At 71.5% G+C, this 23,335-nt stretch carries 23 protein-coding genes; 5 read left to right on the plus strand and 18 right to left on the minus strand.

What is annotated here, in order from left to right; genetic code table 11:
* Positions 1–256 precede the first annotated feature (256 nt).
* The gene (locus ASE01_RS01855) at positions 257–1,492 is read left to right on the plus strand and encodes a lytic transglycosylase domain-containing protein (RefSeq protein ID WP_056748221.1); all 1,236 of its coding nucleotides are present in this window, start codon (positions 257–259) and stop codon (positions 1,490–1,492) included.
* Positions 1,493–1,592: 100 nt separating this feature from the next.
* Here ASE01_RS01855 and hemB read toward each other — a convergent pair whose 3' ends face one another.
* The 13 genes from hemB to ASE01_RS01920 all read right to left on the minus strand — a co-directional run bounded on the left by hemB (position 1,593) and on the right by ASE01_RS01920 (position 15,070).
* On the minus strand, positions 1,593–2,585 hold the full coding sequence (gene hemB / locus ASE01_RS01860; protein ID WP_056748574.1) for a porphobilinogen synthase: 993 nt from the start codon (positions 2,583–2,585) through the stop codon (positions 1,593–1,595).
* 35 nt (positions 2,586–2,620) lie between these two features.
* Entirely contained in the window at positions 2,621–3,973 is a 1,353-nt protein-coding gene (locus ASE01_RS01865; RefSeq protein WP_056748223.1) for a hypothetical protein, read from the minus strand.
* The gene (locus tag ASE01_RS01870; RefSeq protein WP_056748225.1) at positions 3,967–4,488 is read right to left on the minus strand and encodes a SigE family RNA polymerase sigma factor; all 522 of its coding nucleotides are present in this window, start codon (positions 4,486–4,488) and stop codon (positions 3,967–3,969) included. Before ASE01_RS01870 ends, ASE01_RS01865 begins: the two co-directional genes overlap by 7 nt.
* 136 nt (positions 4,489–4,624) lie before the next feature.
* Complete coding sequence (locus ASE01_RS01875; RefSeq protein WP_056748226.1) at positions 4,625–6,292, minus strand: uroporphyrinogen-III synthase; 1,668 nt, start codon at positions 6,290–6,292, stop codon at positions 4,625–4,627.
* Positions 6,289–7,344 carry a hydroxymethylbilane synthase gene (gene hemC / locus ASE01_RS01880; protein WP_056748229.1) on the minus strand — a complete coding sequence of 352 codons (1,056 nt, stop codon included), beginning with the start codon at positions 7,342–7,344 and terminating at the stop codon, positions 6,289–6,291. Before hemC ends, ASE01_RS01875 begins: the two co-directional genes overlap by 4 nt.
* Positions 7,341–8,651: a glutamyl-tRNA reductase gene (locus ASE01_RS01885; protein WP_056748232.1), complete on the minus strand. Its 1,311-nt coding sequence runs from the start codon at positions 8,649–8,651 to the stop codon at positions 7,341–7,343. Before ASE01_RS01885 ends, hemC begins: the two co-directional genes overlap by 4 nt.
* A 76-nt stretch (positions 8,652–8,727) precedes the next feature.
* On the minus strand, positions 8,728–9,453 hold the full coding sequence (locus ASE01_RS01890) for a redox-sensing transcriptional repressor Rex (RefSeq protein WP_056748233.1): 726 nt from the start codon (positions 9,451–9,453) through the stop codon (positions 8,728–8,730).
* 171 nt (positions 9,454–9,624) lie between these two features.
* Positions 9,625–10,095 (minus strand): GtrA family protein, encoded by a 471-nt coding sequence (locus ASE01_RS24900; protein ID WP_268788646.1) that lies wholly within the window; start codon positions 10,093–10,095, stop codon positions 9,625–9,627.
* Positions 10,092–11,135, minus strand: coding sequence for a glycosyltransferase family 2 protein (locus tag ASE01_RS01900; RefSeq protein WP_082605720.1), 1,044 nt, complete (start codon positions 11,133–11,135; stop codon positions 10,092–10,094). The genes ASE01_RS24900 and ASE01_RS01900 overlap by 4 nt, the downstream gene beginning before the upstream one ends.
* 10 nt (positions 11,136–11,145) lie before the next feature.
* Positions 11,146–12,627, minus strand: coding sequence for a hypothetical protein (locus ASE01_RS01905; RefSeq protein ID WP_056748237.1), 1,482 nt, complete (start codon positions 12,625–12,627; stop codon positions 11,146–11,148).
* Positions 12,624–13,184 carry a hypothetical protein gene (locus ASE01_RS01910; RefSeq protein WP_056748239.1) on the minus strand — a complete coding sequence of 187 codons (561 nt, stop codon included), beginning with the start codon at positions 13,182–13,184 and terminating at the stop codon, positions 12,624–12,626. Before ASE01_RS01910 ends, ASE01_RS01905 begins: the two co-directional genes overlap by 4 nt.
* Positions 13,185–13,214: 30 nt before the next feature.
* Positions 13,215–13,469, minus strand: coding sequence for a glutaredoxin family protein (locus tag ASE01_RS01915; protein ID WP_056748241.1), 255 nt, complete (start codon positions 13,467–13,469; stop codon positions 13,215–13,217).
* Entirely contained in the window at positions 13,466–15,070 is a 1,605-nt protein-coding gene (locus ASE01_RS01920) for a class I adenylate-forming enzyme family protein (protein WP_056748243.1), read from the minus strand. Before ASE01_RS01920 ends, ASE01_RS01915 begins: the two co-directional genes overlap by 4 nt.
* 68 nt (positions 15,071–15,138) lie before the next feature.
* On the opposite strand from ASE01_RS01920, the gene ASE01_RS01925 reads away from it, so the two are divergent.
* The 3 genes from ASE01_RS01925 to ASE01_RS01935 all read left to right on the plus strand — a co-directional run bounded on the left by ASE01_RS01925 (position 15,139) and on the right by ASE01_RS01935 (position 18,191).
* Positions 15,139–16,020 (plus strand): HAD family hydrolase, encoded by an 882-nt coding sequence (locus ASE01_RS01925; protein WP_056748245.1) that lies wholly within the window; start codon positions 15,139–15,141, stop codon positions 16,018–16,020.
* A gap of 142 nt (positions 16,021–16,162) precedes the next feature.
* Entirely contained in the window at positions 16,163–16,975 is an 813-nt protein-coding gene (locus ASE01_RS01930) for a sigma-70 family RNA polymerase sigma factor (RefSeq protein ID WP_056748248.1), read from the plus strand.
* Positions 16,976–17,096: 121 nt separating this feature from the next.
* The gene (locus ASE01_RS01935; protein ID WP_157537039.1) at positions 17,097–18,191 is read left to right on the plus strand and encodes a DUF5667 domain-containing protein; all 1,095 of its coding nucleotides are present in this window, start codon (positions 17,097–17,099) and stop codon (positions 18,189–18,191) included.
* Between the two features lie 313 nt (positions 18,192–18,504).
* On the opposite strand, the gene ASE01_RS01940 is transcribed toward ASE01_RS01935, so the two are convergent.
* From ASE01_RS01940 to ASE01_RS01950, 4 genes are all read right to left on the minus strand, one after another.
* Complete coding sequence (locus tag ASE01_RS01940; RefSeq protein ID WP_235535827.1) at positions 18,505–19,890, minus strand: lysophospholipid acyltransferase family protein; 1,386 nt, start codon at positions 19,888–19,890, stop codon at positions 18,505–18,507.
* Positions 19,883–20,944 (minus strand): NAD-dependent epimerase/dehydratase family protein, encoded by a 1,062-nt coding sequence (locus tag ASE01_RS01945; protein ID WP_056748251.1) that lies wholly within the window; start codon positions 20,942–20,944, stop codon positions 19,883–19,885. The genes ASE01_RS01940 and ASE01_RS01945 overlap by 8 nt, the downstream gene beginning before the upstream one ends.
* Before the next feature lie 66 nt (positions 20,945–21,010).
* Positions 21,011–21,112, minus strand: coding sequence for a 30S ribosomal protein bS22 (locus ASE01_RS23785; protein WP_008356322.1), 102 nt, complete (start codon positions 21,110–21,112; stop codon positions 21,011–21,013).
* 253 nt (positions 21,113–21,365) lie between these two features.
* Positions 21,366–21,581, minus strand: coding sequence for a helix-turn-helix domain-containing protein (locus ASE01_RS01950; protein ID WP_056748253.1), 216 nt, complete (start codon positions 21,579–21,581; stop codon positions 21,366–21,368).
* 224 nt (positions 21,582–21,805) lie between these two features.
* Between ASE01_RS01950 and ASE01_RS01955 the strand changes: the two genes are divergently transcribed.
* Positions 21,806–22,498, plus strand: a complete 693-nt coding sequence (locus tag ASE01_RS01955) for an HAD family hydrolase (protein ID WP_056748255.1) — start codon at positions 21,806–21,808, stop codon at positions 22,496–22,498.
* A gap of 34 nt (positions 22,499–22,532) precedes the next feature.
* Here ASE01_RS01955 and proC read toward each other — a convergent pair whose 3' ends face one another.
* The gene (proC, locus tag ASE01_RS01960; protein WP_082605721.1) at positions 22,533–23,333 is read right to left on the minus strand and encodes a pyrroline-5-carboxylate reductase; all 801 of its coding nucleotides are present in this window, start codon (positions 23,331–23,333) and stop codon (positions 22,533–22,535) included.
* Positions 23,334–23,335 lie beyond the last annotated feature (2 nt).

A 23,335-nucleotide genomic window follows, 5' to 3' on the forward strand; every position in this document is an offset into this window, starting at 1 on the left:
GCCGTCGACCCCGGCGCGGAGCGTGCGGCCCGGTCCGCGGAATGGCTCGAGTGCACATATCACGGCGCCCGCATTGTGAGCGGGAACATGTGACACCCGTAACGTCGGTGTGTCACGATTCGTTCACCAGGTGTCGCGCCATTCAGTGACCGCACTCCCTGTGTCGGTCGAATGCGCTCGGCAAACAGGTTGTGGGGGCTTAGAGGGAGCGGCCCACGTGATACGGCCAGCGATGGTCAGGGGAGAGAGACAGGACATGTCGAGGAAGCGTCTGGGGCGACTGCAACGCGTCGCCACCATCATTCCGCTCGCACTGCTGTCCGCTGCCTGGACGGCATCGGTCGCCGGCATCGGCGGCGTCACCGCTCCGGTCCTCGCGGCCGAGGGCCCCGGGCAGGTCAGTGACGGCACGAGCGTGCCCGAGGAGTCCATCGAGGACCCGGCCAGCCTGTCGGACCCCGCCACCGTGCAGGGCCTGTCCGACGGCAACGACGCGGCGATCGTCAACGCTGCCACGACCAACGCGATCCCGGCGGCCGCCCTCGCGGCGTACCAGCGGGCCGAGACGGTCATCAACTCCGCTGACAAGTCGTGCAACATCACCTGGCAGCTCATCGCCGCGATCGGCCGTGTGGAGTCCAACCACGGTCGCTTCGGAGGCAACGTCCTCAACGACGACGGTGTGGCGACCCCCGGCATCTACGGCATCGCGCTGGACGGCACCAACAACACCAAGGCGATCTCCGACACCGACGCCGGCGTCTACGACAACGACACCCAGTGGGACCGCGCGGTCGGCCCGATGCAGTTCATCCCCTCGACCTGGCAGGTCGTCGGCGTGGACGCTGACGACGACGCCGCCCGCAACCCGCAGGACATCGACGACGCCGCGCTCGCCGCGGCCGTCTACCTCTGCTCCGGCGACGGCGACCTCTCCGCGGTGGCCGGCCAGCGCAGCGCGATCTTCCGCTACAATCACAGCGACGCCTACGTCGACCTGGTCCTGAAGGTCATGAACGCCTACCTCGAGGGTGACTTCACCTCGGTCCCGAACAACTCGACCGCGGCGGGCTACGTCGTTCCCGAGCCCCCGAGCTTCAACGTCAAGGGCCCGAAGGGCACCAAGGGCCCCGGCTCCGGCGGCGGTGGCTCCACCGACGGCGGCACGACCGACGGCGGCGGCTCGACCGGCGGCGGCACCGGTGGCGGTGACGGCGGCACTGGTGGTGGCGACGGCGGCACCGGTGGTGGCGACACGCCCACCACGCCCAAGCCCCCGGGCAAGGCCGGCGGTGGTCTGACGACCGGCGGCGGCGCGCTCGACCCGGACAGCGACGAGCCGATCACCGGCATCGCCCCCGTCGACACCCTCGTCAAGGGCCTCGCCGGAGCGATCAAGCCGATCGAGGTCACGCTGAAGTGCGCGCTGTGGTCGCTGACCCAGCCCAACGCCTTCACCGCGAACAAGGAGTGCGTCGCTTCCTACAAGTGACCCAGCACGACCGCGAGAGCCCCGGATCCTTCCCCCCAAGGACCCCGGGGCTCTCGTCATTTCGCCCCGCGGTCGTGGCTGCGCCGGGCTCGGCGCCCGATCAGTCCAGCAGCCCCGCGGCCTCGGTGGCCCAGTAGGTCAGGATCACGTCGGCACCGGCGCGGTGGATGGAGGTGAGGGTCTCCAGGATCGCCGCCTCGCGGTCGATCCAGCCGTTGGCGGCCGCCGCCTCCACCATGGCGTACTCCCCCGAGATGTTGTACGCCGCGACCGGGACCCCAGCCTCGCCCGCGACGTCGGCGATGCGCCGCAGCACGTCGAGGTAGGCGAGCGCGGGCTTCACCATCACGATGTCGGCGCCCTCGTCGATGTCGAGCAGGACCTCGCGCACGCTCTCGCGCGCGTTGCGCCCGTCCTGCTGGTAGGTGCGGCGGTCACCGGTGAGCGCGGAGTCGACGGCCTCGCGGAACGGGCCGTAGAACGCCGAGGCGTACTTCGCGGAGTAGGCAAGGATGCCGACGTCGAGGTGTCCGGCCTCGTCGAGCGCGTCCCGGACGACGGCGACCTGGCCGTCCATCATGCCGCTGGGGCCGACCAGGTGGACGCCGGCCTCGGCCTGCACGACCGCCATGTCGGCGTACCTCTGCAGGGTGGCGTCGTTGTCGACCCGGCCCTGCTCGTCCAGGACGCCACAGTGCCCGTGATCGGTGAACTCGTCGAGGCACAGGTCGCCCATCACCACGAGCGCGTCCCCGACCTCGGCGACCACGTCGGCGATCGCGAGGTTCAAGATGCCCTCGGGGTCGGTGGCTCCGGTGCCCAGCGGGTCCTTGGTCACCGGCACTCCGAACAGCATGATCCCGCGCACCCCGGCCTCGGCCGCCTCGGTGGCGGCGCGGCGCAGGGAGTCGCGGCTGTGCTGGACCACGCCCGGCATGGTGCTGATCGGGGTGGGCTCGGTGGCGCCCTCACGCACGAACGCCGGGAGCACCAGCTGGCGCGGCCGCAGCGTCGTCTCGGCGACCAGGTCCCGTATCGCCGCACTGGTGCGCAGGCGACGGGGTCGGACGACGGGCCGGAGGATCTCGCTCATGGAGACATCATCCCGCACGCCGTCAGACCACAGGTTCAGCGCCAGCGCACCAGCCACTGGGTCGCGCCCGGGATCGGCTCCTCGGGTCCGGACGCCGTGCCGACCGGGGTGTCCCAGAGCAGCATCCCGTCCGGCACCGGTCCACCGAGCGACCACGAGGAGGTCGCCTCGGTGACCCGCACGAACCGACCCGTCCCGAGCTCGTAGACGAAGGTGCCCGCCAGGTCCCGGGCGTAGGACGTGACCTGCACCAGGTCGCCGGAGACGGATCCACCGATCCCGTCACCCTGGATCGTGGTGACCGGCTCACCGTCGGTGGTGAGGACCTGGATCCGGTCGTCACGACCGTCGTCGTAGGTGCCGCAGTACTGGCTCAGCACGATCCGCTCACCGCTCACGTCGAAGCCGAGCAGGTTGCACCGCTCCCCCGAGCGCGGGTCGAAGTCGCGCTCGGCGCCGGTCGCGAGGTCGCGGACGTGGATCCGTTCGTTGGTGCCGTTGGCGGCAGCGCTCCAGACCATCAGGTCGTCGGTGAAGGCCACCTCGCCGAAGCGCAGCCGCTCGTCGCGCACGTCGGACGGGTCGTCCAGGGAGACCGACCACAGGTCGTGGGTGTCCCCCTCGGCGCCGGCGTCGTCGACCTCGCCGTCGGGACCGGTCGGGCGGGCGTCAGCGACCGCGCCACCGCGGGTGCCGGGCACGCCGACGTACAGACGACCGTCGGGTCCCCGCTCCACGGACCACGGGTTGTCGACGTCCGGCAGCGCCGACCAGGTGCGGGTCGACCAGGTGCGGGCAGCGCGGTCGAAGACGTGCACCTGCAGCCGGCCGGCGAAGTCCTCGGCGCTGGCGCCGGGCACGACGGAGGCCAGCGCCAGCCGGTCCTCGTCGAGGACGACCGGCCAGACCTGCTCGGTGGCGCCGATCGCGGGCAGCCAGTCCTTGTCCCCGGTCTCGGGGTCGAGCAGCGCGTAGCGGACGGTGTTCTCGGGCCCCTGGGGACCGTCGCGGAACAGGATCAGGCCGTCCTCGGTGACGCCGTCGTAGTACTGCCCGTTGGCAGCGTCGAGGTCCTCGTTGACGTACGACGACACGACGTCGTAGTCCGTGCCGGCCACTCCTGTCGAGGCGTCTCCCAGGCGCACCACGGGTCCGTCCGGGCGGGGTACGACGGTGCTCGCCACGCGGTCGGGATCGGCGCCCCCACCCAGGCTGAGGGCGCCGGCGGTCGCGGTCACGACGACCGCCGCGGCGAGCCCGACAGCGACCGTGCGTCGGCGGCGGCGCACCGCTCGCCGTCCTCCCGCCAGGACGGCACCGAGGTCGGTGTGGTCGTCCGGCGGTGTGGCCACCGCCTGGTGCATCAGCTCGCGTACGTCGTTCACCATGATCCGCCTCCGGGGCTCAGCTCGCCGAGCGGCGAGTGGTCGAATGTGGAGCGGAGAGTGTCGAGGGCTCGCGCGGTCTGGCTCTTGACCGTGCCCTGGCTGCACCCGAGGGCCGCGGCCGTGTCGGCGACGCTGAGGTCCTCGAAGTACCTCAGCACCACGCAGGCACGCTGCCTCGGCGGCAGGTCGGCCAACGCCTCCATCAGCGCCGCCCGGGCCGTCACCAGCTCGGCGAAGTCACCGGGTGCGGGCCGCTCGGCGTCCGCTTCACGGACCACCTCGCTGCTCGACCGGCGCCGGGCGTGGTCCAGCACGACGCTCACCACGGCCCGGCGGGCGTACGCATGCTCGCGTCCGGCCCGCTCGAGGCGCGGCCACGCGACGTACACCCGGATCAGCGCCTCCTGGACGTGGTCCGAGGCCCGCTCCCAGTCGCCGCACATCAGATAGGCCGTACGACGCAGCCGGGCACGGGCACCCTGCGCGAACGCGACGAACTCCTCCTCGTCACGCATCGCTCACTCGCTCCATGCCCCGGAGAACGCATCGACCACACCAACAGGTTGCACGATGGACTCCTGGAAAAACAGTCGTGTGCCTGACACCCCGTGACACGGGGGTCTCAGGCACACGACCACGAGCAGGTGCGGCTCAGGCCTTGCGGCGCCTCGCGGAGGGCTTGCGGTCGCTCGGCTTGGTGACCGGGTCGCCGTTCTCGAGCATCTCGGCACGTCGGGCGGCACCGAAGCCGGCGAGCGCCTCGACCAGCAGGTCCACATCGGGCTGCGGCGCGAGCACGTCGACGCGCAGCCCGTGCTCCTCGGCGGTCTTGGCCGTGGCGGGACCGATCACCGCGATGATCGTCGACGGGTGCGGCTTGCCGGCGATGCCGACCAGGTTGCGCACGGTCGAGGACGAGGTGAAGACCACCGCGTCGAACTTGCCCGTCTTGATCGCGTCGCGGGTCGGCGCCGGCGGCGGGGCGGCCCGGACGGTGCGGTACGCCGTGACGTCGTCGCACTCCCAGCCGAGGTCGATCAGGCCCGCGACGAGGTTCTCGGTCGCGATGTCGGCACGCGGCAGGAAGACCCGGTTGATCGGGTCGAGCTGCTCGTCGTACTCGGGCCAGTCGGCCAGGAGACCGGCAGCGGACTGCTCGCCGGAGGGCACCAGGTCGGCGCGCAGGCCCCAGGCGCCGATCGCCTGAGCGGTCTTGTCGCCGACCGCAGCGATCTTGAGACCGGAGAAGGCACGGGCGTCGAGGCCGTACTCCTCGAACTTCTCGCGCACTGCCTTGACGGCGTTGACCGAGGTGAACGCGATCCACTCGTAGCGACCCTCGACGAGACCGCGGACGGCCTTGTCCATCTGCTGCGGGTTGCGCGGCGGCTCGACCGAGATGGTCGGGACCTCCTCGGGCACGCCTCCGAACTCGCGCAGGCGGTTGGACAGCGACGCCGACTGCTCCTTGGTGCGGGGCACCAGCACGCGCCAGCCGAACAGCGGCTTGGTCTCGAACCACGACAGCTTCTCGCGCAGGTCGACGACGGCACCGATGACCGTGATGGCCGGCGGAGACATCCGCGCGGCCCGGGCGTCGGCGGCGATCCGCTCGAGCGTGGAGGTGATCGTCTGCTGCTCGGTCGTCGTGCCGACCCGGGTCATCGCGACCGGGGTCTGCGGCGAGCGGCCGAGTGCGATGAGCTGCTTGGCGACCTCGCCGATCTGGCCGACGGCCGAGAGCAGCACCAGGGTCGGGGTGTCGCGGTAACGGGTCCAGTCGACCTTCTCGCCGCAGGTCACCACGGCCACCTCACGGTGGTCCTTGGTGGTCAGCGGGATGCCGGCGTACGCCGGGACCGCGCCCACGGAGGAGACGCCGGGGACGACCTCGAAGGCCAGACCGGCCTTGGCGACCGCCTGGGCCTCCTCGGGTCCGGAGGCGTAGAGGAACGGGTCCCCGCCGAGCAGCCGAACGATCCGCAGGCCGCGCTTGGCCTGCTTGACGACGACCTTCGCGCGGGCGGCGTGGGTCAGCGGCTGGCCGTCCTCGCCGAAGCCGCCGTCGATGAACTCCACCTCGGCGGAGGTCTCCTCGCCGGTGACGACTGCGCGGGAGCGGACCGCCAGGACCAGGTCGGCGTGACCGGGGTCCTCGGTGATCACGACGTCGGCGTCCTCGATCAGTCTCACGGCGCGAACTGTCAGGAGGTCGGGGTCACCGGGCCCGGTGCCGACGAAGGCGACACCACCGCCATGCGTGGCGGCCGGGGTGGCGGGAGTCGGTGCGGTCTTCTTGACCGTCGTGGCTCGCGTCATGCGTTGTGCACCTCTGCAGATCGTGCGGATGGGTGGGAGGTCGTACCGCCGGGAGCTGGTGGCGGGGACGACGGGGAAACAGGTGGTTCTCGCATCAGGTCGGCAGCGCCGTCATCGAGCATCTCGGCGGCGAGGGCGCCTCCCAGTGACTCGGCCGCGGCGGGCCAGGTGGCCGGGTCCTCGCCCAGTGGGGCGGAGGCGGACCGGCGCACCGACAGCACTCCGTCGGTGGACAGGACCACCGCGCGCAGCCAGATCTCGGGGCCGTCCTCGCCCTCCGCGAGCTCGGCCAGCGCACCGACCGGAGCCGCGCAGCCGCCCTCGAGCACGGCCATCGCGGTGCGCTCGGCGACCACGGCGGCACGGGTGCCGGCGTCGTCCAGGCTGGCCAGCAGGGTGAGCATCTCGGTGTCGTCGCTGCGGCACTCCACCGCCAGTGCGCCCTGGCCGGGGGCCGGCAGCATCTGGAGCGGGTCGAGCACCTCGGTGACCTCGTCCAGTCGACCGAGGCGGGCCAGTCCGGCGCGGGCGAGGACGACGGCGTCGTACTCCCCGTCGCGGACCTTGCCGATGCGGGTGTCGACGTTGCCGCGGACCCCGCTGACCTCGACGCCGAGACCGAGCGCCTCGATCTGCGCGACGCGACGGGGGGAGCCGGTGCCGAGCCGGCTGCCCGGCGGCAGCTCGCCGAGGGTGAGACCGTCGCGTGCCACGACCACGTCGCGCGGGTCCTCACGCAGGGGTACGGCGGCGAGGGTGATCCCCGGGGTCGGGTAGGTCGGGAGGTCCTTGAGCGAGTGCACGGCCACGTCGACCTCGCCGGCGACCAGCGCGTCACGCAGGGCGCTGACGAAGACACCGGTCGACGGAGCCCCGACGAGGGAGGTGCCGGCGGCCTGGCTGCGGTCGCCGTCGGTCGTGATCTCGACCAGCATGGTGCTGACGCCGGTGGCCGCGCTCAGCGCATCGGCGACGTGACCCGACTGGGTCGTGGCCAGGGCGCTGCGACGGGTACCGACGCGGATCTGGCGGACTGCGGGCGAGGTGGTCATGCTCCCGCCTCCTCGACGCCGATCGGACGCGTGACGGCGTCCACGGCCTCGGGGTCGAGCGCGAAGAGCTCGGCGAGCGCAGCGGCGTAGGACACGGCGCCCTGCTCGTTGGCGAGCTCCTTGACCCGGACGGTCGGCTCGTGGAGCAGCTTGTCGGCGACGCGGCGCACGGCGTGACGGATCTCGGCGCGGCTGAAGGCGTCGAGGTCGGGCAGGCGGCTCTCGAGACGCTCCATCTCGGCGTCCACCACGGCGGTGGCCATCGAGCGCAGGGCGACCACGGTCGGCGTGACACTGGCCTGGCGACGGGCAGCGAGGAAGGCGGTGACCTCCTCGCCGAGGATCCGGCGGACCTCGAGCACTTCCTGGCCGGTGGCGCTGTCCTGCAGCACCTCGGCCAGCTCGGCGAGCCCGACGAGAGTCACGCCCGGCAGGTCGCGGACGCCGCGGTCGATGTCGTGCGGCAGCGCCAGGTCGATCAGCGCGAGCGGCCGGTCACCGAGATCGGAGCGCGCGGCGGTGAGCTGGGCAGCATCGATGATCGATCCGGCCGAACCGGTGCAGGAGATGACGACGTCGGCGCGAGCGAGCTCTGCACCGAGGTCCTCGAGGGGCGAGGCGTGGGCGGAGTACTGCGCGGCGAGCCGCTCTCCGCGGTCGGCCGAGCGGTTGACGACACTCAGGTGTCCGGCGCCGAGACGGGCGGCGGTCGCCGTCGCGAGACCGGCCATCGCACCGGCACCGACGACGACGACGTACTTGCCCTCGACCGGTCCGACCACCTTGGCGGTCTCCTCGAGCGCGGCGCTGACCAGGCTGGGTGCGACCTGGTCGATGTCGGTCTCGGCGCGGGTGCGCTTGCCGACCCGGAGCGCCTGCTGGAAGAGGAGGTTCAGGGCGGGCCCGACGGTGCCGAGCTCCTGGCCGCGGCGCAGGGCCTCGCGGGTCTGGCCGAGGATCTGGCCCTCCCCGACCGCCATCGAGTCCAGACCTGCGGCGACCTGGAAGAGGTGCGAGATCGCGCCGTCGTCGTAGTGGACATAGAGGTGCGGGAGCATCGACTCGGTCGAGGCGCCGGCGCGCTCGACGAGGAGCCGCGAGATCTGCTCGATGCTGCCGTGGAAACGCTCGACCTCGGTGTAGATCTCGAGCCGGTTGCAGGTCGCGATCACGGTCGCCTCGGTGACGTGCTCGCACGAGGCGGCGTCGGCGACGAGCTTGTGGACGCCGTCCTCGTCGAGGGCGACCTTCTCCAGCAGCGACATCGGCGCGGAGTTGTGGGAGATCCCGACCACCAGGACGCTCATCGGCGTCCTCGCTTCGCTCCGGGCGCCGATGAGGTCACGCCCGCGCTGTTCTGGACGATGAGCTCGCTCCGCTCGCTCATGAGGCACCTCCGTCGACGGTCACGGGTACGGCGGCAGCGGCCACGGCGTCGTTGGCCTTGCGCTGCTCGTGGTAGGCGAGGATCTGCAGCTCGATCGACAGGTCGACCTTACGCACGTCGACGCCCTCGGGCACCGCCAGCACGGACGGGGCGAAGTTGAGGATGCTCGTGATGCCGATCGCGACCATCCGGTCGGCGACGTCCTGGGCCGCGACGGCGGGGGTCGCGATGACGCCGATGGCGACGTCGTGGGTGCGGACGGTCTCCTCCAGCGCGTCGAAGGGCTGGACCTGGACCCCGGCGACGGTCTGGCCGACCAGCTCCGGGTCCGCGTCGAGCAGGGCGACGATCCGGAAGCCGCGGCTGCGGAAGCCGGAGAAGTTCGCGAGCGCGTGCCCGAGGTTGCCGATCCCGACGATCACGACGGGCCAGTCCTGGGTGACGCCGATCTCGCGGGCGATCTGGTAGCGGAGGTAGTCGACGTCGTAGCCGACACCGCGGGTGCCGTAGCTGCCGAGGTAGGACAGGTCCTTGCGCAATTTGGCGCTGTTGACCCCAGCGGCGGACGCGAGGTCCTCGCTCGAACAGGTGCGGATGCCGCTGTCGGCCAACGCCGTCAGTGCCCGCAAGTAGACAGGCAGGCGGGCGACCGTGGCCTCCGGAATGACCCGGCTGGCATCCGTCGAACTCCGTGCGCTCACAGCTCCACTTTCCAGCCGCATCCGCCCGTTCGGTGGGGGTGCGGCTCGATCACTGTAGGAGTTTGTGAATGTGAGAACCAAATTGGAGAAAGGCGCCGAAATGTGCCTCGCCAGACCGCCCTCGGGCCCCTCCGATCGGCAGCACTCGCGAACTCGACACGCGGGTGGCGACGTCCCCGCCCGGTCTCGGAGCTACTCGCTCTCCCCGCCTGCGGGGACCGGACCTCGCTCCTCAGCCAGGTCGGGACGGTGCGGCCACACCACGAAACGGTAGGCCGCGAAGTTGAGCACCAGGCAGCACGCGATGGAGGCCAGCTTGGCGCCCCAGATGCGTACGTCGCCCGCGCCCATCGAGGCGAGGGTGACGTCCGGTCCCTGCTCCAGCACCCACAGCCACGCGTGGATCAGCAACGGCTGGGCGACCCACATCACCGCGCCGGTGGTCGCCACGAAGAGCGCGGCGTGACGCAGGGTCAGCCTGTCGGCCCTGAACGTGAAGAGTCCGTTGACGACGAAGCTGAACACCATCCCGGCACTGCTGGAGACGAAGTTCGCGACGGTGATGCCGAGGTGGTCGTGCAGCAGCACGAACAGCACGGCATCGATCGCGGTGTTGCAGAGTCCGACCGCACCGAAGCGCAGGGCGGTGGCGCGATGGCTCAGGACTCGGCCCCCGGCGCCAGGCCGGCGACGTCGCGGTGGCGACGGCGCTCCGGCCCGCGGTAGTGGCCGTCCGCGTCGGGCTCGCGCGCGACCATCGCCAGCGTGTAGAGCGGACGGTCCTGCGACTCGACGTACACCCGGCCGAGGTAGCTGCCGATCACGCCCATCATGACCAGCTGGATCCCGCTGAGCATGAACATGCCGACGCCGAGGAAGGCCCACCCGGGCACCGACTCGTCCGGCCGGAAGATGCGGATGCACAGGACGTAGAGCGCGAGCAGCACGGCGAGGAGGGAGATCGCGTAGCCGAGCCGCGAGATCATCTTCAGCGGCGTGGTCGAGAAGCCGAGGATGCCGCTGGCGGCGAAGCTCAGCATCTTCTTCAGCGGGTAGCCGGTCTCCCCCGCGAACCGCTCGTCGCGGTCGAAGAGCAGTGCCTCCTGGCGGAAGCCGACGTGCGCGACGATCCCGCGCAGGAAGCGGTCGTGCTCGCGGTAGCGGGAGATCTCGGCGACGACCTTGGCGTCCATCAGGCGGAAGTCACCCACGTTGCGCGGGATCTCGATGGAGGCGAGCCGGTCCAGCGCCCAGTAGAAGCCCCAGGCGGTGGCCCGCTTGAAGGGGGTGTCCTTGCGGGTGCGCCGCTGGGCGTAGACGACCTCGACGCCGGCCTCCCAGCGCTCGATCATCTCGATGCTCACCCGGGGCGGGTCCTGCAGGTCGGTGTCGAGCACGATCACGGCATCCGCGGTCCGGGTCTCGGCGACGAGGTCGAGGCCGGCGGTGACGGCGAGCTGGTGACCGAAGTTGCGGGAGAACTGCAGGACGCTCACCCGCGGGTCCTGGGCGCGGAGCTCGATCAGGCGCTCGAGGGACGAATCACGACTTCCGTCGTCGACGTACACGAACTCGAACGCGAGGTCCGGTCGCTGGTCGGTCGCCGCCACCAGGGCGGCGTGGAAGACGCCGATGTTCTCCTCCTCGTTGTAGACGGGGAGGACGTAGGCGATCCGGCGGCGACCGGACGAGCGTTCTTCCATGGGTGCGACCCTAGAACACGAGTGCTGCGGCCAGTACGACAACCACCGCTGCCGTCGCCCCCGCGAGCAACACCTGCGAGCGGCCCAGCCAGCGCACGACGACCTCGTCGGACGGGCCCGACACCCCGTCGGCGGGACTCGGCACCCGGCCCGCGGCGATCAGCCGCTCCCACAGGAACATCGCGGCGGCGATCCCGAAGAAGGGCGCCGCGGTCGTCCAGTAGCGGCCACCGGCGACGTGCACGAACGGCTGGACCAGCAGTCCCCCGAGGCAGAGCTTGATCACCACGTCGAGCAGCCGCGCCTCGAGGCTGCGGCGGGCGACGCTCACCAACGACGCCACGACCAGCAGCAGGGCCGGGAAGTAGAGCAACCACGTCGTTCCCACCACGGTCCAGCCCCCCACGGACCCGAGGGCTCCGCGGCCTTCCGGCGGCTCGACGTGGGCGACGAAGACAGCCGGCTGGAGCGCGTACGCCGCGAGGTTGTGGTCGACCTGGTCGAGGTAGTCGCCGAGGGTCAGGTCGCGCAGCGCGTGGCTGGACATCTCCTGCAGCACCTCGACCTCGCTGGTGCCCGTCTCGCGCGCCACCTCGCGGGCGTAGCGCAGTGGCCGGAACCACAGCGTGCTGTCCGGGTCGCAGGTGCCGAAGCAGACCTGTTCGCGGTCGCCGAAGGTGTTGGCCTTGACCGTGGCCACCGTCGTCGTGGTGATCACGCGGGCGCCGAGCACCTCCGAGGCGTACGCCGACCAGGGGGCGAGCAACGCCACGAAGCAGGCCCCGGCGAGCCCGGCGGCCGTGACGGCGCGGAGCCGGGTCCGGCCGCGCAGCATCACGATCGTCGCGACCAGCGTGGCCACACCCAGCCCGGCCAGCAGGATCGAGGTGCTGGAGCGCAGGTAGAGGGTGACCACGGACAGCAGGCCCAGCACGATGCCGTCGCGCAGGGTCGGCGCCTCGCCCCGGCGCAACCCACGGACCAGCTCGACGAGCCTCAGCACGACCAGCAGGAGCACCAGCCCGGCGCTGAGGTCGCCCCAGGCGCCGTACGTGAAGAACACCCACATCGGGACCAGGCCCGGGAAGAGCGCCACCACCACGGCCCACCGGTGTCCGAGGGTGCGCGCCACCGCCCGGAGGACGACGACGAAGAGGGCCAGGGTCAGCAGACCGAGGTAGCCGCGGACCAGCGCCGGATCAGCGTCGGGGAAGAGGAGATAGAGGGGTGCGACCACGATCGACATGCCCGGCATGAACCAGCCGGAGGCGACCAGGTTGCGGTCCAGCTCGGCGACGTCGGGCGAGGTGAAGGCGAAGAGGTCACGCACCGTGTTCGACAGGGACATCGCACCGTTGAGGTAGGCCTGCTCGTCCCCGTGCGGCGGGGAGTTCATCACCAGCGGGAAGATCGCGATCTTCATCGCGACGTGCGCGACGACGAGCCAGCCGAGGAGCTCGGGGGCAGGCGGGAGCCGGCGGAGGAGGTTCATCGCGTCGGCTCCTGGCCGGGAGCGAACCTCTTGGTGGACTTGGGGTCGCTGCACAGCGGGTCGTCGCTCGTCGCCGCGACGACGGGGAGGTCGAGCACGAAGGTGCCCCGCACCAGCGTCTCCTGGTCGGTGCCGGGCAGGTCGGCGGTCTGCAGCCCGACCCGGGCGTCCCCGTCGGCCAGCTCGATCACGAGCGTGTCGCCGTCGTCCTCGCGCGACACCTCGCGGAAGCCGACCGCGACGAAGGCGGCGACGATGCGCTCCGTCGCCTCGTCGCGACCGACCAGGTCGTACTGACCGCGCAGCTCACGGCGCGGGCCCGAGGACGTCTCCACGTCACCGTCCCAGCGGACCTGGTGGGCGAGCCCGTCGAGGCTGGCGTCGCCGGGCAGCGGGAAGCAGCCGTTGTCGAGGGCAGCCGGGCTGAGCAGCGGGCGGTAGTTGTTCGTGGGCACCGCGCGGCCGAACGAGTGGCTCAGGAGCAGCAGTGCGAGCACCACGAGGACACCCACCGCGATGCCGACCCGAGTGGATCGCGAACGGACGAACGAGGACATGATCCGCCGACAATAGTGGGCGGCGTGCGACTACCCGCGCAGGGCTCGGCGCAGACGCTCGGGCGAGACCCGCCAGAAGTCGTGCTGTCGGCCGTCGACGAAGGTCACCGGGATCTCGTTGGCGAACCGGTCGGCGAGCTCGGCGTCGTCGTCGATCGAGACCTCCACCCAGGTCTCCCCCAGCTCCTCGCACACGGCAGCGATGACCACCCGGGCGTCGTCACACAGGTGGCAGCCCGGGCGGCCGTACAAGGTCACCCGCGCCTGGCCGCTCGCCGCGCTCACTCCAACAACCCCAGCGCGCGGCGGCGTTCCTCTCCGCGGAGCATCCCCTTGCGGATCTTGCCGGTGACCGTGCGCGGCAGGGTCGCGACCACCTCGATGCGCACCGGCCGCTTGTACGCCGCCAGCCGCTCCTCGGCGGCGCCACGGACTGCTGCGAGGAGCTCGTCGACATCGGCCTGCGGGTCGGCCGGGACGACGTAGGCGACGACGGCCTCGCCGGTCTGCTCGTCCGGGGTCCCGAGCACGGCCGTCTGCCGGACACCGGCCACCGAGCCGAGGACCGCCTCGACCTCGGTCGGGTAGACGTTGAAGCCGGAGACGATCACGATCTCCTTGACCCGGTCGACCAGGAACAGGTCGCCGTCGGCGTCCAGGAATCCGATGTCCCCCGTGGGCCACCAGCCCTCGTGGTCCGGCGCGTCGGCGCCGTCGGGCCAGTAGCCACTGAACAGGTTGCGGCCCCGGATCTGGATCTCGCCCGGATCGTCGGACTCGCTGCCGGTGAGGGGCGTGCCGTCCTCGTCGACCAGGCGCAGCCCGATGCCGTCGAGCGCGGCGCCGACGGAGCCGGCCTTGGACGTCGTGGACAGGAGGGTGCTGGTGACCACCGGCGAGGCCTCGGTGAGGCCGTAGCCCTGGTGCACCGGCACCTGCGCGAGCGCGGTGAACTCCTCGACGACCTCGGCGGACAGGGGCGCCGACCCGGACAGGATCATCCGGACCGGGCCGAGCCGCTCGGCGAGCGCGTCCATGCCACGCCACGCGACGAACACCGGAGGCGCGACGGGGACGACGCTGCAGGCCTCGTCCTCGATCAGGTCGAGGGTGCCCTCCGGGTCGAAGCGGTCGGTCAGGACGAGCTTGGCGCGGTGCCGGATGACGCCACCGAGGACGGCACCGAGCCCGTAGACGTGGAAGAGGGGGAGCACGCCGAGGACGACGTCGTCGGCGTGGATCATCGGCGGGTCGACGGTCGCGACCTGGTCGACGTTGGCCAGCAGGGCCCGGTGCGTGAGCATCGCCGCCCGCGGCATCCCGGAGGTGCCGCTCGTGTAGAGGAGGACCGCGAGCTTCTCGGGGTCCTGCAGCGGCGGGACGTCGCGGGCGGGCTCGGCCCGCAGGGCGTCGTACACGTCCTCGGTGGGGTCGGCGTCGATGCCGACCACCACGACGTGCGGCACGGGCCGCCCCTCGTCATGGGCCGCGGCGGTGACCTCGGTGCGGCCGACGGCGGCACGCACCCCCTCCACCGACGTCGCGTCGATCACGACCGTGCGGGCACCGGAGTCCACCAGCATCGCGGCGAGCTCGGCAGCGGTGGAGCCCGGATTGACGGGTACGGCGACCGCCTGGGTCCGCAACACGCCGAGGTAGGTCGTGACGAACTCGATCCGGTTGCCCATCGCGAGCATCACCCGATGACCGGCCAGCACCCCGATCCGGCCCAGGCCGGTGGCGACGCGCGCCACCTCGTCCTCGAGCTCGGCCCAGGTCAGTCCACGCCCACCCGCCTCGACGACGGCGAGCCGGTCCGGGAAGTCCGCGGCCGCTTCGCGCACCAGTGCCGCCACGTCGGGCACGGCCGCCTGGTCCTGGGACATGGGGGCGATCCTACGACCACCGGAAGGACTGGGCCCCGCAGTCGCGACAGCATCTCTATGGTTGCCCCATGGGTGCGCCCGCCGACCGGCCTCGCCGGCTTGACCTCCAGCAGCGATCGAAGCTCGCCGGGGAGGCCGCTGCGGCTGCCGCCGAGGTGGAGACCGCGCTCGCGCTGCCCGCCGATCCCCACGCCGCAGCCTTCTTCGACGTCGACAACACGGTGATGCAGGGGGCGAGCATCTTCCACCTCGCCCGCGGCCTCTACCGCCGGGACTTCTTCACCACCCGCGACCTGGTCGGCGCCGCGTGGAAGCAGGCGTACTTCCGGGTGGTCGGGGTGGAGGACCCCGAGCACGTCGCCGAGGCCCGCAACTCCGCCCTCGCCTTCATCGCCGGCCACACCGTGACCGAGCTGGAGGAGATCGGTGAGGAGATCTTCGACGAGGCCATGGCCCACCGGATCTGGCCCGGCACCCGTGCCCTCGCCCAGATGCACCTCGACCAGGGTCAGCGGGTGTGGCTGGTGACCGCCGCGCCGATCGAGATCGCCGGCCTGATCGCCCGCCGCCTCGGGCTCACGGGTGCACTCGGCACCGTCGCCGAGCACGTCGACGGCGTCTACACGGGCAAGCTCGTCGGCGACATGCTCCACGGCCCGGCGAAGGCGGTCGCCGTCCAGGCGCTCGCTGAGCGCGAGGGGCTGGACCTGTCCGCCTGCTCGGCCTACAGCGATTCCGCCAACGACCTGCCGATGCTCGGCATGGTCGGCGATCCCTGCGCGATCAACCCCGACGCGAAGCTGCGCTCGTACGCCCGGGCCCATGGCTGGCGGATCCACGACTACCGCACCGGTCGCAAGGCGGCCCGCGCCGGGCTGGTGATGGGTTCGGCCGCGACCGGGGCAGCGGTGGCCGGCGCCGTCGTACGCCGTCGGCTGCGCCGCCCCTGACCGGTCCCGGAGCGTCCCGGAACACGCTCGCGATGACTACTCAGGACCACTCGTTCCTGGCCGATCGGTTATCGCATTCAGGTACCACGGCGAAAGGATCCACCGTAGGATCGCGTGCGGGGGTACGAGGGAGGGGTCCGGTATGACCTGGGATCGCAATGACGTCGCGCGCGGGCTCGAAGCCCTGCGCGCCGCTGTCGTCGCCTCCCTCGCCCTGGACCTCGCTCCGGCCCTCGCCGGCGGCGCTCTCCCGGGGGGCAACCCAACCGCTGCCCGCCGCACCGACCACTGGCTGCTGAGCGAGGCCCACGCCGAGCTCCCCCAGGAGGACGGCTTCGACCGCAGCGCAGGCGGCGGTGGCTACGGCGACGCGACGCTCGCGACCTCCTCCGAGGACTCCGCCGAGGCCCGTGAGCGCCTGATCGGTCTCGTCGAGCTCGCCCGCGGCGGCGACGCCGAGGCGTTCGGCCTCCTCTACGACCACTACCAGCCGTCGGTCTACCGCTTCCTCTACTACCGCACCCGTTCGATCGTCGTCGCCGAGGACCTCTGCTCGGAGACGTTCTTCCGCGCCCTGCGCAACATGCCGTCCTTCCGCTGGCAGGGCAAGGACTTCGGCGCCTGGCTGATGACGATCGCGCGCAACCTGGCCACCGACCACTTCAAGGCCGGACGGACCCGTCTCGAGCTCACCACCGAGGACATGGGACAGCACGACGCCTCGACCGAGGGTCCCGAGAACGCCGTCCTCGCCAGCCTCACCAACGAGATCCTGCTCCAGTCGCTGACCAAGCTGCCGAACGAGCAGCGGGACTGCCTGGTGATGAGGTTCCTGCAGGGCATGAGCATCGCCGAGACGGCGGCTGCCCTGGGGCGTAGCGACGGCGCCATCAAGCAGCTGCAGCTCCGCGGCGTGCGCAACCTCGCCAAACTGATGCCCGAGGGCCTGCGATGACCCATTCGAACCATGCCGGAGTGACCGTCCGCACCGTAACCACCTCGCCCGTCTCGTCGTTGGACCTCCGAGAGAGCAATGGGGCCTCCACGGCCCTCCTGACACGAGGACGGACGTTGTGATGCGCGGGAACGGCTGGACGCGAGGCGCCGACGAGTTCGACGCCCTGATCTCCGGCGGCGCCGGCGACGCGGACCAGTACTCCGACCTCCTCGAGCTCGTGGCCTCGTTGCGCGCGACTCCCCCGGTCTCGGCTCGCCCCGACTTCGTCGCCTCCCTGCGCACCCAGCTGATCGCGGCTGCCGAGCGCGCCCCGGCCCAGGCCCAGTCCGACCTCGCGGTCCGGCTGACCCCGCGCCAGCGTCGCGGCTCCCGCGAGCGCCGTCTGGCCGCCCTCGTCGGCGGGTTCGCCGTCGTCTCGGCGACCGGCTCGATGGCCATGGCCGCCCAGGACGCACTCCCCGGGGACGTGCTCTACCCCGTCAAGCGGGCGATCGAGAACGCGCAGACCAACCTGCAGCGTGACGGCGCCTCCAAGTCCGACACCCTGATCGCGCACGCCGAGGCCCGCCTCGACGAGGTCCAGGAGCTCGCCGCCCGTGACGCCGGCGCCGACGTGATCTCCGCGACGCTGCAGGACTTCACCGATCAGTCCGAGCAGGCCTCCGAGTTCGCCCTCGACGACTACGCAGCGACCGGCAAGACCGCGCCGATCGCCGAGCTGCGCGCATTCGCCGCGGACAGCATGGACATCCTCGGCGCCCTCGGCCCGATCGTGCCCGACTCCACCCGCTCGATCCTGATCACGGCGACCCAGACCGTGCGCCAGATCGACAGCGCTGCGTGGGAGGCGTGCCCGAGCTGCGCCGACAACGACATCGCCGAGGTGCCGGACTTCGCGCTGCAGAGCCTGAACAAGGTCCTCAACGGCCCGATCACCGACGCCGCGTCGGTCACCAAGCCGGTGCCGAACGACAAGCCGACCAAGGCCGCCCCCTCGGACGGCCCCTCGAACACCCCGTCGCCGTCCGCCGGCCCCTCGGGCAAGCCCAGCTCCACGCCGGGCGCCCCGAACCTCGGCCCGCTCGACGACCTCACCAAGGACATCCTCGACCCGATCACCGGCACCCCGTCCGGCACGGACAAGGGTCTGGCCGGAACGGTCGTCGACGGCGTCACCGGCATCCTCGGTGGACTCGGCGCCCTCCTGAAGTGAGCGCGCTGCGCGTGAGCTTGCGAACGCGCAGGTGAAGCGTCAGGTCGAGTAGCGCCGCGACCGAGGAACGAGTGAGCGCGCTGCGCGTGAGCTTGCGAACGCGCAGGTGAAGCGTCAGGTCGAGTAGCGCCGCGACCGAGGAACGAGGTCGCGGCGCGCGTATCGAGACCAGCGACGCGCGTATCGAGACCGGAGCGGGTGGTCTCGATACGGCCTCGCCCAGGGGCTCGGCCTACTCGACCAACGACAGGGCTCGGCCCACTCGACCAACGACAGGGCTCGGCCTACTCGACCAACGACGGGGGTCGGCCGCCTACTTGAAGACGGACTCGCGCTCCATGAGCAGGCTGTAGAGCGTCTGCTGGATCGTCTCGCGCACCTGGTCGGTCACGTTGAACACGAGCATCGGGTCCTCGGCCGCTCCGGCGTCGTACTCGTCGGTGCGGATCGGCTCGCCGAACTCCAGCAGCCACTTCGACGGAAGCGGCACCAGGCCGAGCGGGCCGAGCAGCGGGAAGAACGGCGTGATCGGGATGTAGGGCACGCCGAGCAGGCGGGCCAGCGAGGGGATGTTCCCGACGAGCGGGTAGATCTCCTCGGCGCCGACCACCGACAGCGGCACGATCGGCACGCCGGTGCGCAGCGCGGCGGAGACGAAGCCACCGCGGCCGAAGCGCTGGAGCTTGTAACGGTCGGAGAACGGCTTGCCGATGCCCTTGAAGCCCTCGGGCCACACGCCGACGAGCTCGCCGCCGCGCAGCATCCGTTCGGCGTCCTCGCTGCAGGCCAGGGTGGCGCCGCCCTTGCGGGCGAGCGAGCCGACCACGGGGAGGCGGAACACGAGGTCCGCCCCGAGCGGGCGCAGGTGGCGCCCGGAGTGGTCATGGATCGAGACCATCGTCATCAGGCCGTCGACCGGGATCGTTCCGGAGTGGTTCGACACCACGAGGGCGCCGCCGTCGGCGGGGATGTTCTCGATGCCCCGGACCTCGATGCGGAACCACTTCTGGGCGACCGGACGCAGCGCGGCCATGAAGAACCGCTCGGTGACCTCCTGGTCGAAGCCGTACTCGTCGACGGCGTAGTCGCCGGTGAGCCGACGACGCAGGAACGCAAGGAAGCGCGCGAGCTGGGGCTCCCACTGGTCGCCGAACAGCTCCTTGGCGGCGTGCTGGAAGGCAGCCAGCCAGTCACTGACCGGAATCCCGGCGAGCGGGCTCAGGGAGCGCTCCTCGGTGCGCGCGGCAGGCACGGCGGGCGGCGCCTGGCCGGCCTCGTCGAGCAACGAGGCGGTCTCGATGACCGGCGCGTCGTCGGCGATCCGGACGACCGGCTCGGACGCGGGGGTGGGCCTCGGTCGGCTCTTGCGGGCCGTCGACTTCTTGGGCGCCGCTGCCGCAGCTGCGGCGGCGCGCTGCTGGGCAGCGATCTGCGCCGTCGGGGTCGCGGCAGCGGTGCTGTCGGGTTCGCTCGACCGGGGCGCCGGATCGGTGTGCTGCGGGCCGGTGCGCTCGGTGTCGGTGCGCTCCTCCGCCGGCTCGCTCGTCGACTCCTTCGAGGCCGCGGACGGCTTCGAGGCGGACTTGCGAGGCGAGCTGCCCTTGGCCGCGAGCCCGCGAGCAGCCGCGGACGGACGGGTGCCCGTGCCACGACCCGGTTGTCCGCGGGTTCCGATCGGGATGATCTCGGCGTCAGCCATCCGTGCCTCCGGCCACACTCAGCTGGGCGGGACGGTCCTCGTCGACCGGTGGTAGGTGCTCGGCGAGCGCGCCCAGGGCCTTCTCGACCCGGCGGGCCCCCGGCGGGAGCGAGGCGACGAACTCGGCGAACGCCGAGGCAGTCGTGTAGGTCGGCTCGAACCCGAGCTCGGTGCGCATCCGGGTCGTGTCGACTCCCCGCCCGTAGGTCAGGAAGGCGACCAGCTCGGGCGAGAGGTCCGCGACCCGCGCCGACTTGAGCGCGGAGCCGAGGCCGCCGAAGGCGACACCCGGCAGCGGGACGCTGGTGCGTCCGAGCCGGCGCAGCGCCTGGGAGAGCATGAGGAGTCCGTCGCCGGCGACGTTGAAGGTGCCCGGGACGTCGTTGACGACCGCGTGCCGCAGCACCCGGTTGAGGTCGGTCTCGTGCAGGAACTGCAGGCGCGGGTCGAAGCCGAGCACGGTGGGCAGCACCGGGAGGCGGAAGTACGACGCGAGCGGGCTGACCACGCGCGGACCGATGACGTTCGCGCAGCGCAGCAGGGTGACGCTGACGTCCGGGCGGCGGCGGGCGAACCCGCGCACGTAGCGCTCGACCTCGTTGACGTCCTTGCCGTACCCGCTGCGCGGGGGTCGGCGGGGTTCCATGTCCTCGGTGAACATCGCAGGATCACGGCTGCTGGCGCCGTACGCGGTGGTCGAGGACTTCACGACGACCTGGCGCAGCTGCTCGGACTTCTGGCACGCAGCGAGGAGCTGCATGGTCCCGATGACGTTGAGCTCCTTCATCGTGCCCCGCGCACCGGCAGAGCCGGGCGTGGCGATGACGCTCATGTGGACGACGGTGTCGACGTCCTCCTTGGCGATCACCTTGGCGATGATCGGGTTGCGGATGTCCGCACGCACGAAAGCGACGTCACCGAGGTCCCCGCGAGGGGGGACCACGTCGACGCCGATGACGCGCTCGACCCCGGGGTCGGCGGCAAGGGTGCGCGCAAAGGTCCTGCCGAGGTCGCGTGAGACCCCCGTGACCAGAACCGTGCGACCTGCGCCCATCCCACTGACTCCTCAGGGCTTGGCCGGTGCGCCGTCCAGCGAGCGCACCGGCGAGGCGAGCTGTGGCTACTTGCCGAGCTTGCGACGCTGAACGCGCGTCTTCTTCAGCAACTTGCGGTGCTTCTTCTTCGCCATCCGCTTGCGACGCTTCTTGATGACAGAACCCACGTGGAACCTCTCCAGACACATCAGACGAGGTTCGCCCGACGTAAGTACGACGCCCCGGGCAGACCCCGGAGCACCGGGTCAGCCTATCGGGCACCGGGCGGGCTCGGTGAATCAGCGTCCGCGATGGGATCGAGATCGCACGTCCACCAACGGCTCGAGGCCTGCAGGCAGCACCGCGACAGCGGTGAATCCTGCAAGCCCCGACCGCACGCCCGGGCGTTCCGGAGAACCGGACCCAGGTGGTGCCGTGCGCTCAGCCGGCGTCGTAGAACGACCGGCGGAGGTACTCGTTGACGTCGTCCTCGGTGACCCGGAAGGAACGGCCGACCCGCACAGCGGGCAGCTCGCCGTTGTGAACCAGGCGATAGACCGTCATCTTCGAGACACGCATCATCGAGGCGACCTCGGCAATGGTGAGGAATTTCGGGTCCGGAAGGGACTCGGTGCGCTCGCGCGACGGAGGAGCCATGAGAACCACGCTTTCTGCGCGTCCGTCACCGCCTTCCCCAGCTGTGAACATGCGGACGCCTAGCCGTGAGAATAGGGCCGGATGTGACTCATGGGGAAGAGTTTGACCTATGAAACTTTTGAGGCGCGGCGTGTCGGCTTGACCTGACCCCCGCGAGGACTTTCGAACTACACGGTTGTCATCCGTCGGCAGCGGTGTCGGAGGCGGCTGGCAGACTGCCTCGCATGACGTTCCAGGCCCTGCTCCTCGACCTGGACGACACCCTCGTGGACCACCGCGGAGCGGCCGATCGGGGCGTGCGCGGCTGGATCACCGGGCTCGGCCTGGCCGACTCCCCCGCCGACCTGGAGACGCTCGTCGAGCGCTGGTTCGTGCTCGAGGCGCGGCACTACGAGCGCGCCCAGCGTCGCGAGGTCAGCTACGTCGAGCACCGCCGCGTCCGGATCAGGGAGTTCCTGCCGGGCTGGGACCTCGCCGACGACGCCCTGGCCGACGACGTCTTCGCGGGCTTCCTCGGCTGCTACCGGGCAGCCTGGCGCGCGTTCGACGACGCCGCAGCGACCCTGGACCGGGCCCGGGCCGCCGGCCTGCCCGTGGGGATCCTCACCAACGGCGAGCAGGCCGTCCAGACCGAGAAGCTGCGGCGCACGGGGTTGCTCCGCGCGGACGTCCCCGTCTTCGCCTCCTCCGCCCTGCCCGCCGCCAAGCCCGACCCGCGGTCCTACCTCACCGCGTGCGCGGCGCTGGGCGCCGAGCCGTCCGCGACGTTGATGGTGGGCGACTCACTGCGCCACGACGTCGTCGGAGCGCAGGCCGCCGGACTGCAGGCACGCCTGCTCGACCGGCACGGCCGCTACGACACCCGTCGCGACGCCCTCGGGATCCAGACGGTGCGCACGCTCGCCGCGGTCGCCTGAGCGGACGGGGAGCAACCCGGGTCTTCCGGAGGAACTAGGACCCGAGCTCGCGCGAGCGGTCGCGCGCCGCCTCGAGAGCCGCCAGGAACGCAGCGCGGACACCGTGGACCTCGAGCTCACGCAGGGCCGCGGCCGTCGTACCCCCGGGCGAGGTGACCTGCTCGCGCAGCACGGCGGGGTGCTCGCCCGTCTCGCGCAGCATCGCGGCGGAGCCGACGAGGGTCTGGACGGCGAGCTCGTGGGCGGTGGTGCGGGGCAGTCCGAGGTGGACGCCGGCCTCGATCATCGCCTCGACGACGAAGAAGACGTAGGCCGGACCGGATCCGCTGATGGCGGTCACGGCGTCCTGGAGCTTCTCCGGGATCTGCACGACCTTGCCGACCGAGGCCATCAGGCTCTCCGCCTCGGCGAGGTGGGTGTCGTCGCAGTGGGTGCCCGGCGAGATCGCGGCCATTCCCTCGTCGACCAGTGCAGGCGTGTTCGGCATGACCCGTACGACGGCGACGCCCTCGGGCACGTGGTCCTCGACGAAGGCGGTCGTGATGCCGGCGGCGAGCGAGACGAGGAGCTGACCGGGGCGCAGCGACGGACCGATCTCGCCGAGCACGTCGGCCATGTCCTGGGGCTTCACGACGAGCAGCACGGTGTCGGCCGCGGCGGCAGCGGCGACGTCGGCGACCACCTCGACGGCGTACCTCTCGGAGAGCTCGGCTGCCCGCTCGGCGCGCTTCTCGACCACGACGATCGACTCGGCACTGCGCCCGGCACGGATCAGACCGGCGAGCAGGGTCTCCCCCATCACACCGGCACCGATGACAGCGGTCCGCTTCGACACTG

It is taken from the genome of Nocardioides sp. Root190, from assembly GCF_001428565.1.
In the GTDB taxonomy this organism is placed as follows: domain Bacteria; phylum Actinomycetota; class Actinomycetes; order Propionibacteriales; family Nocardioidaceae; genus Nocardioides.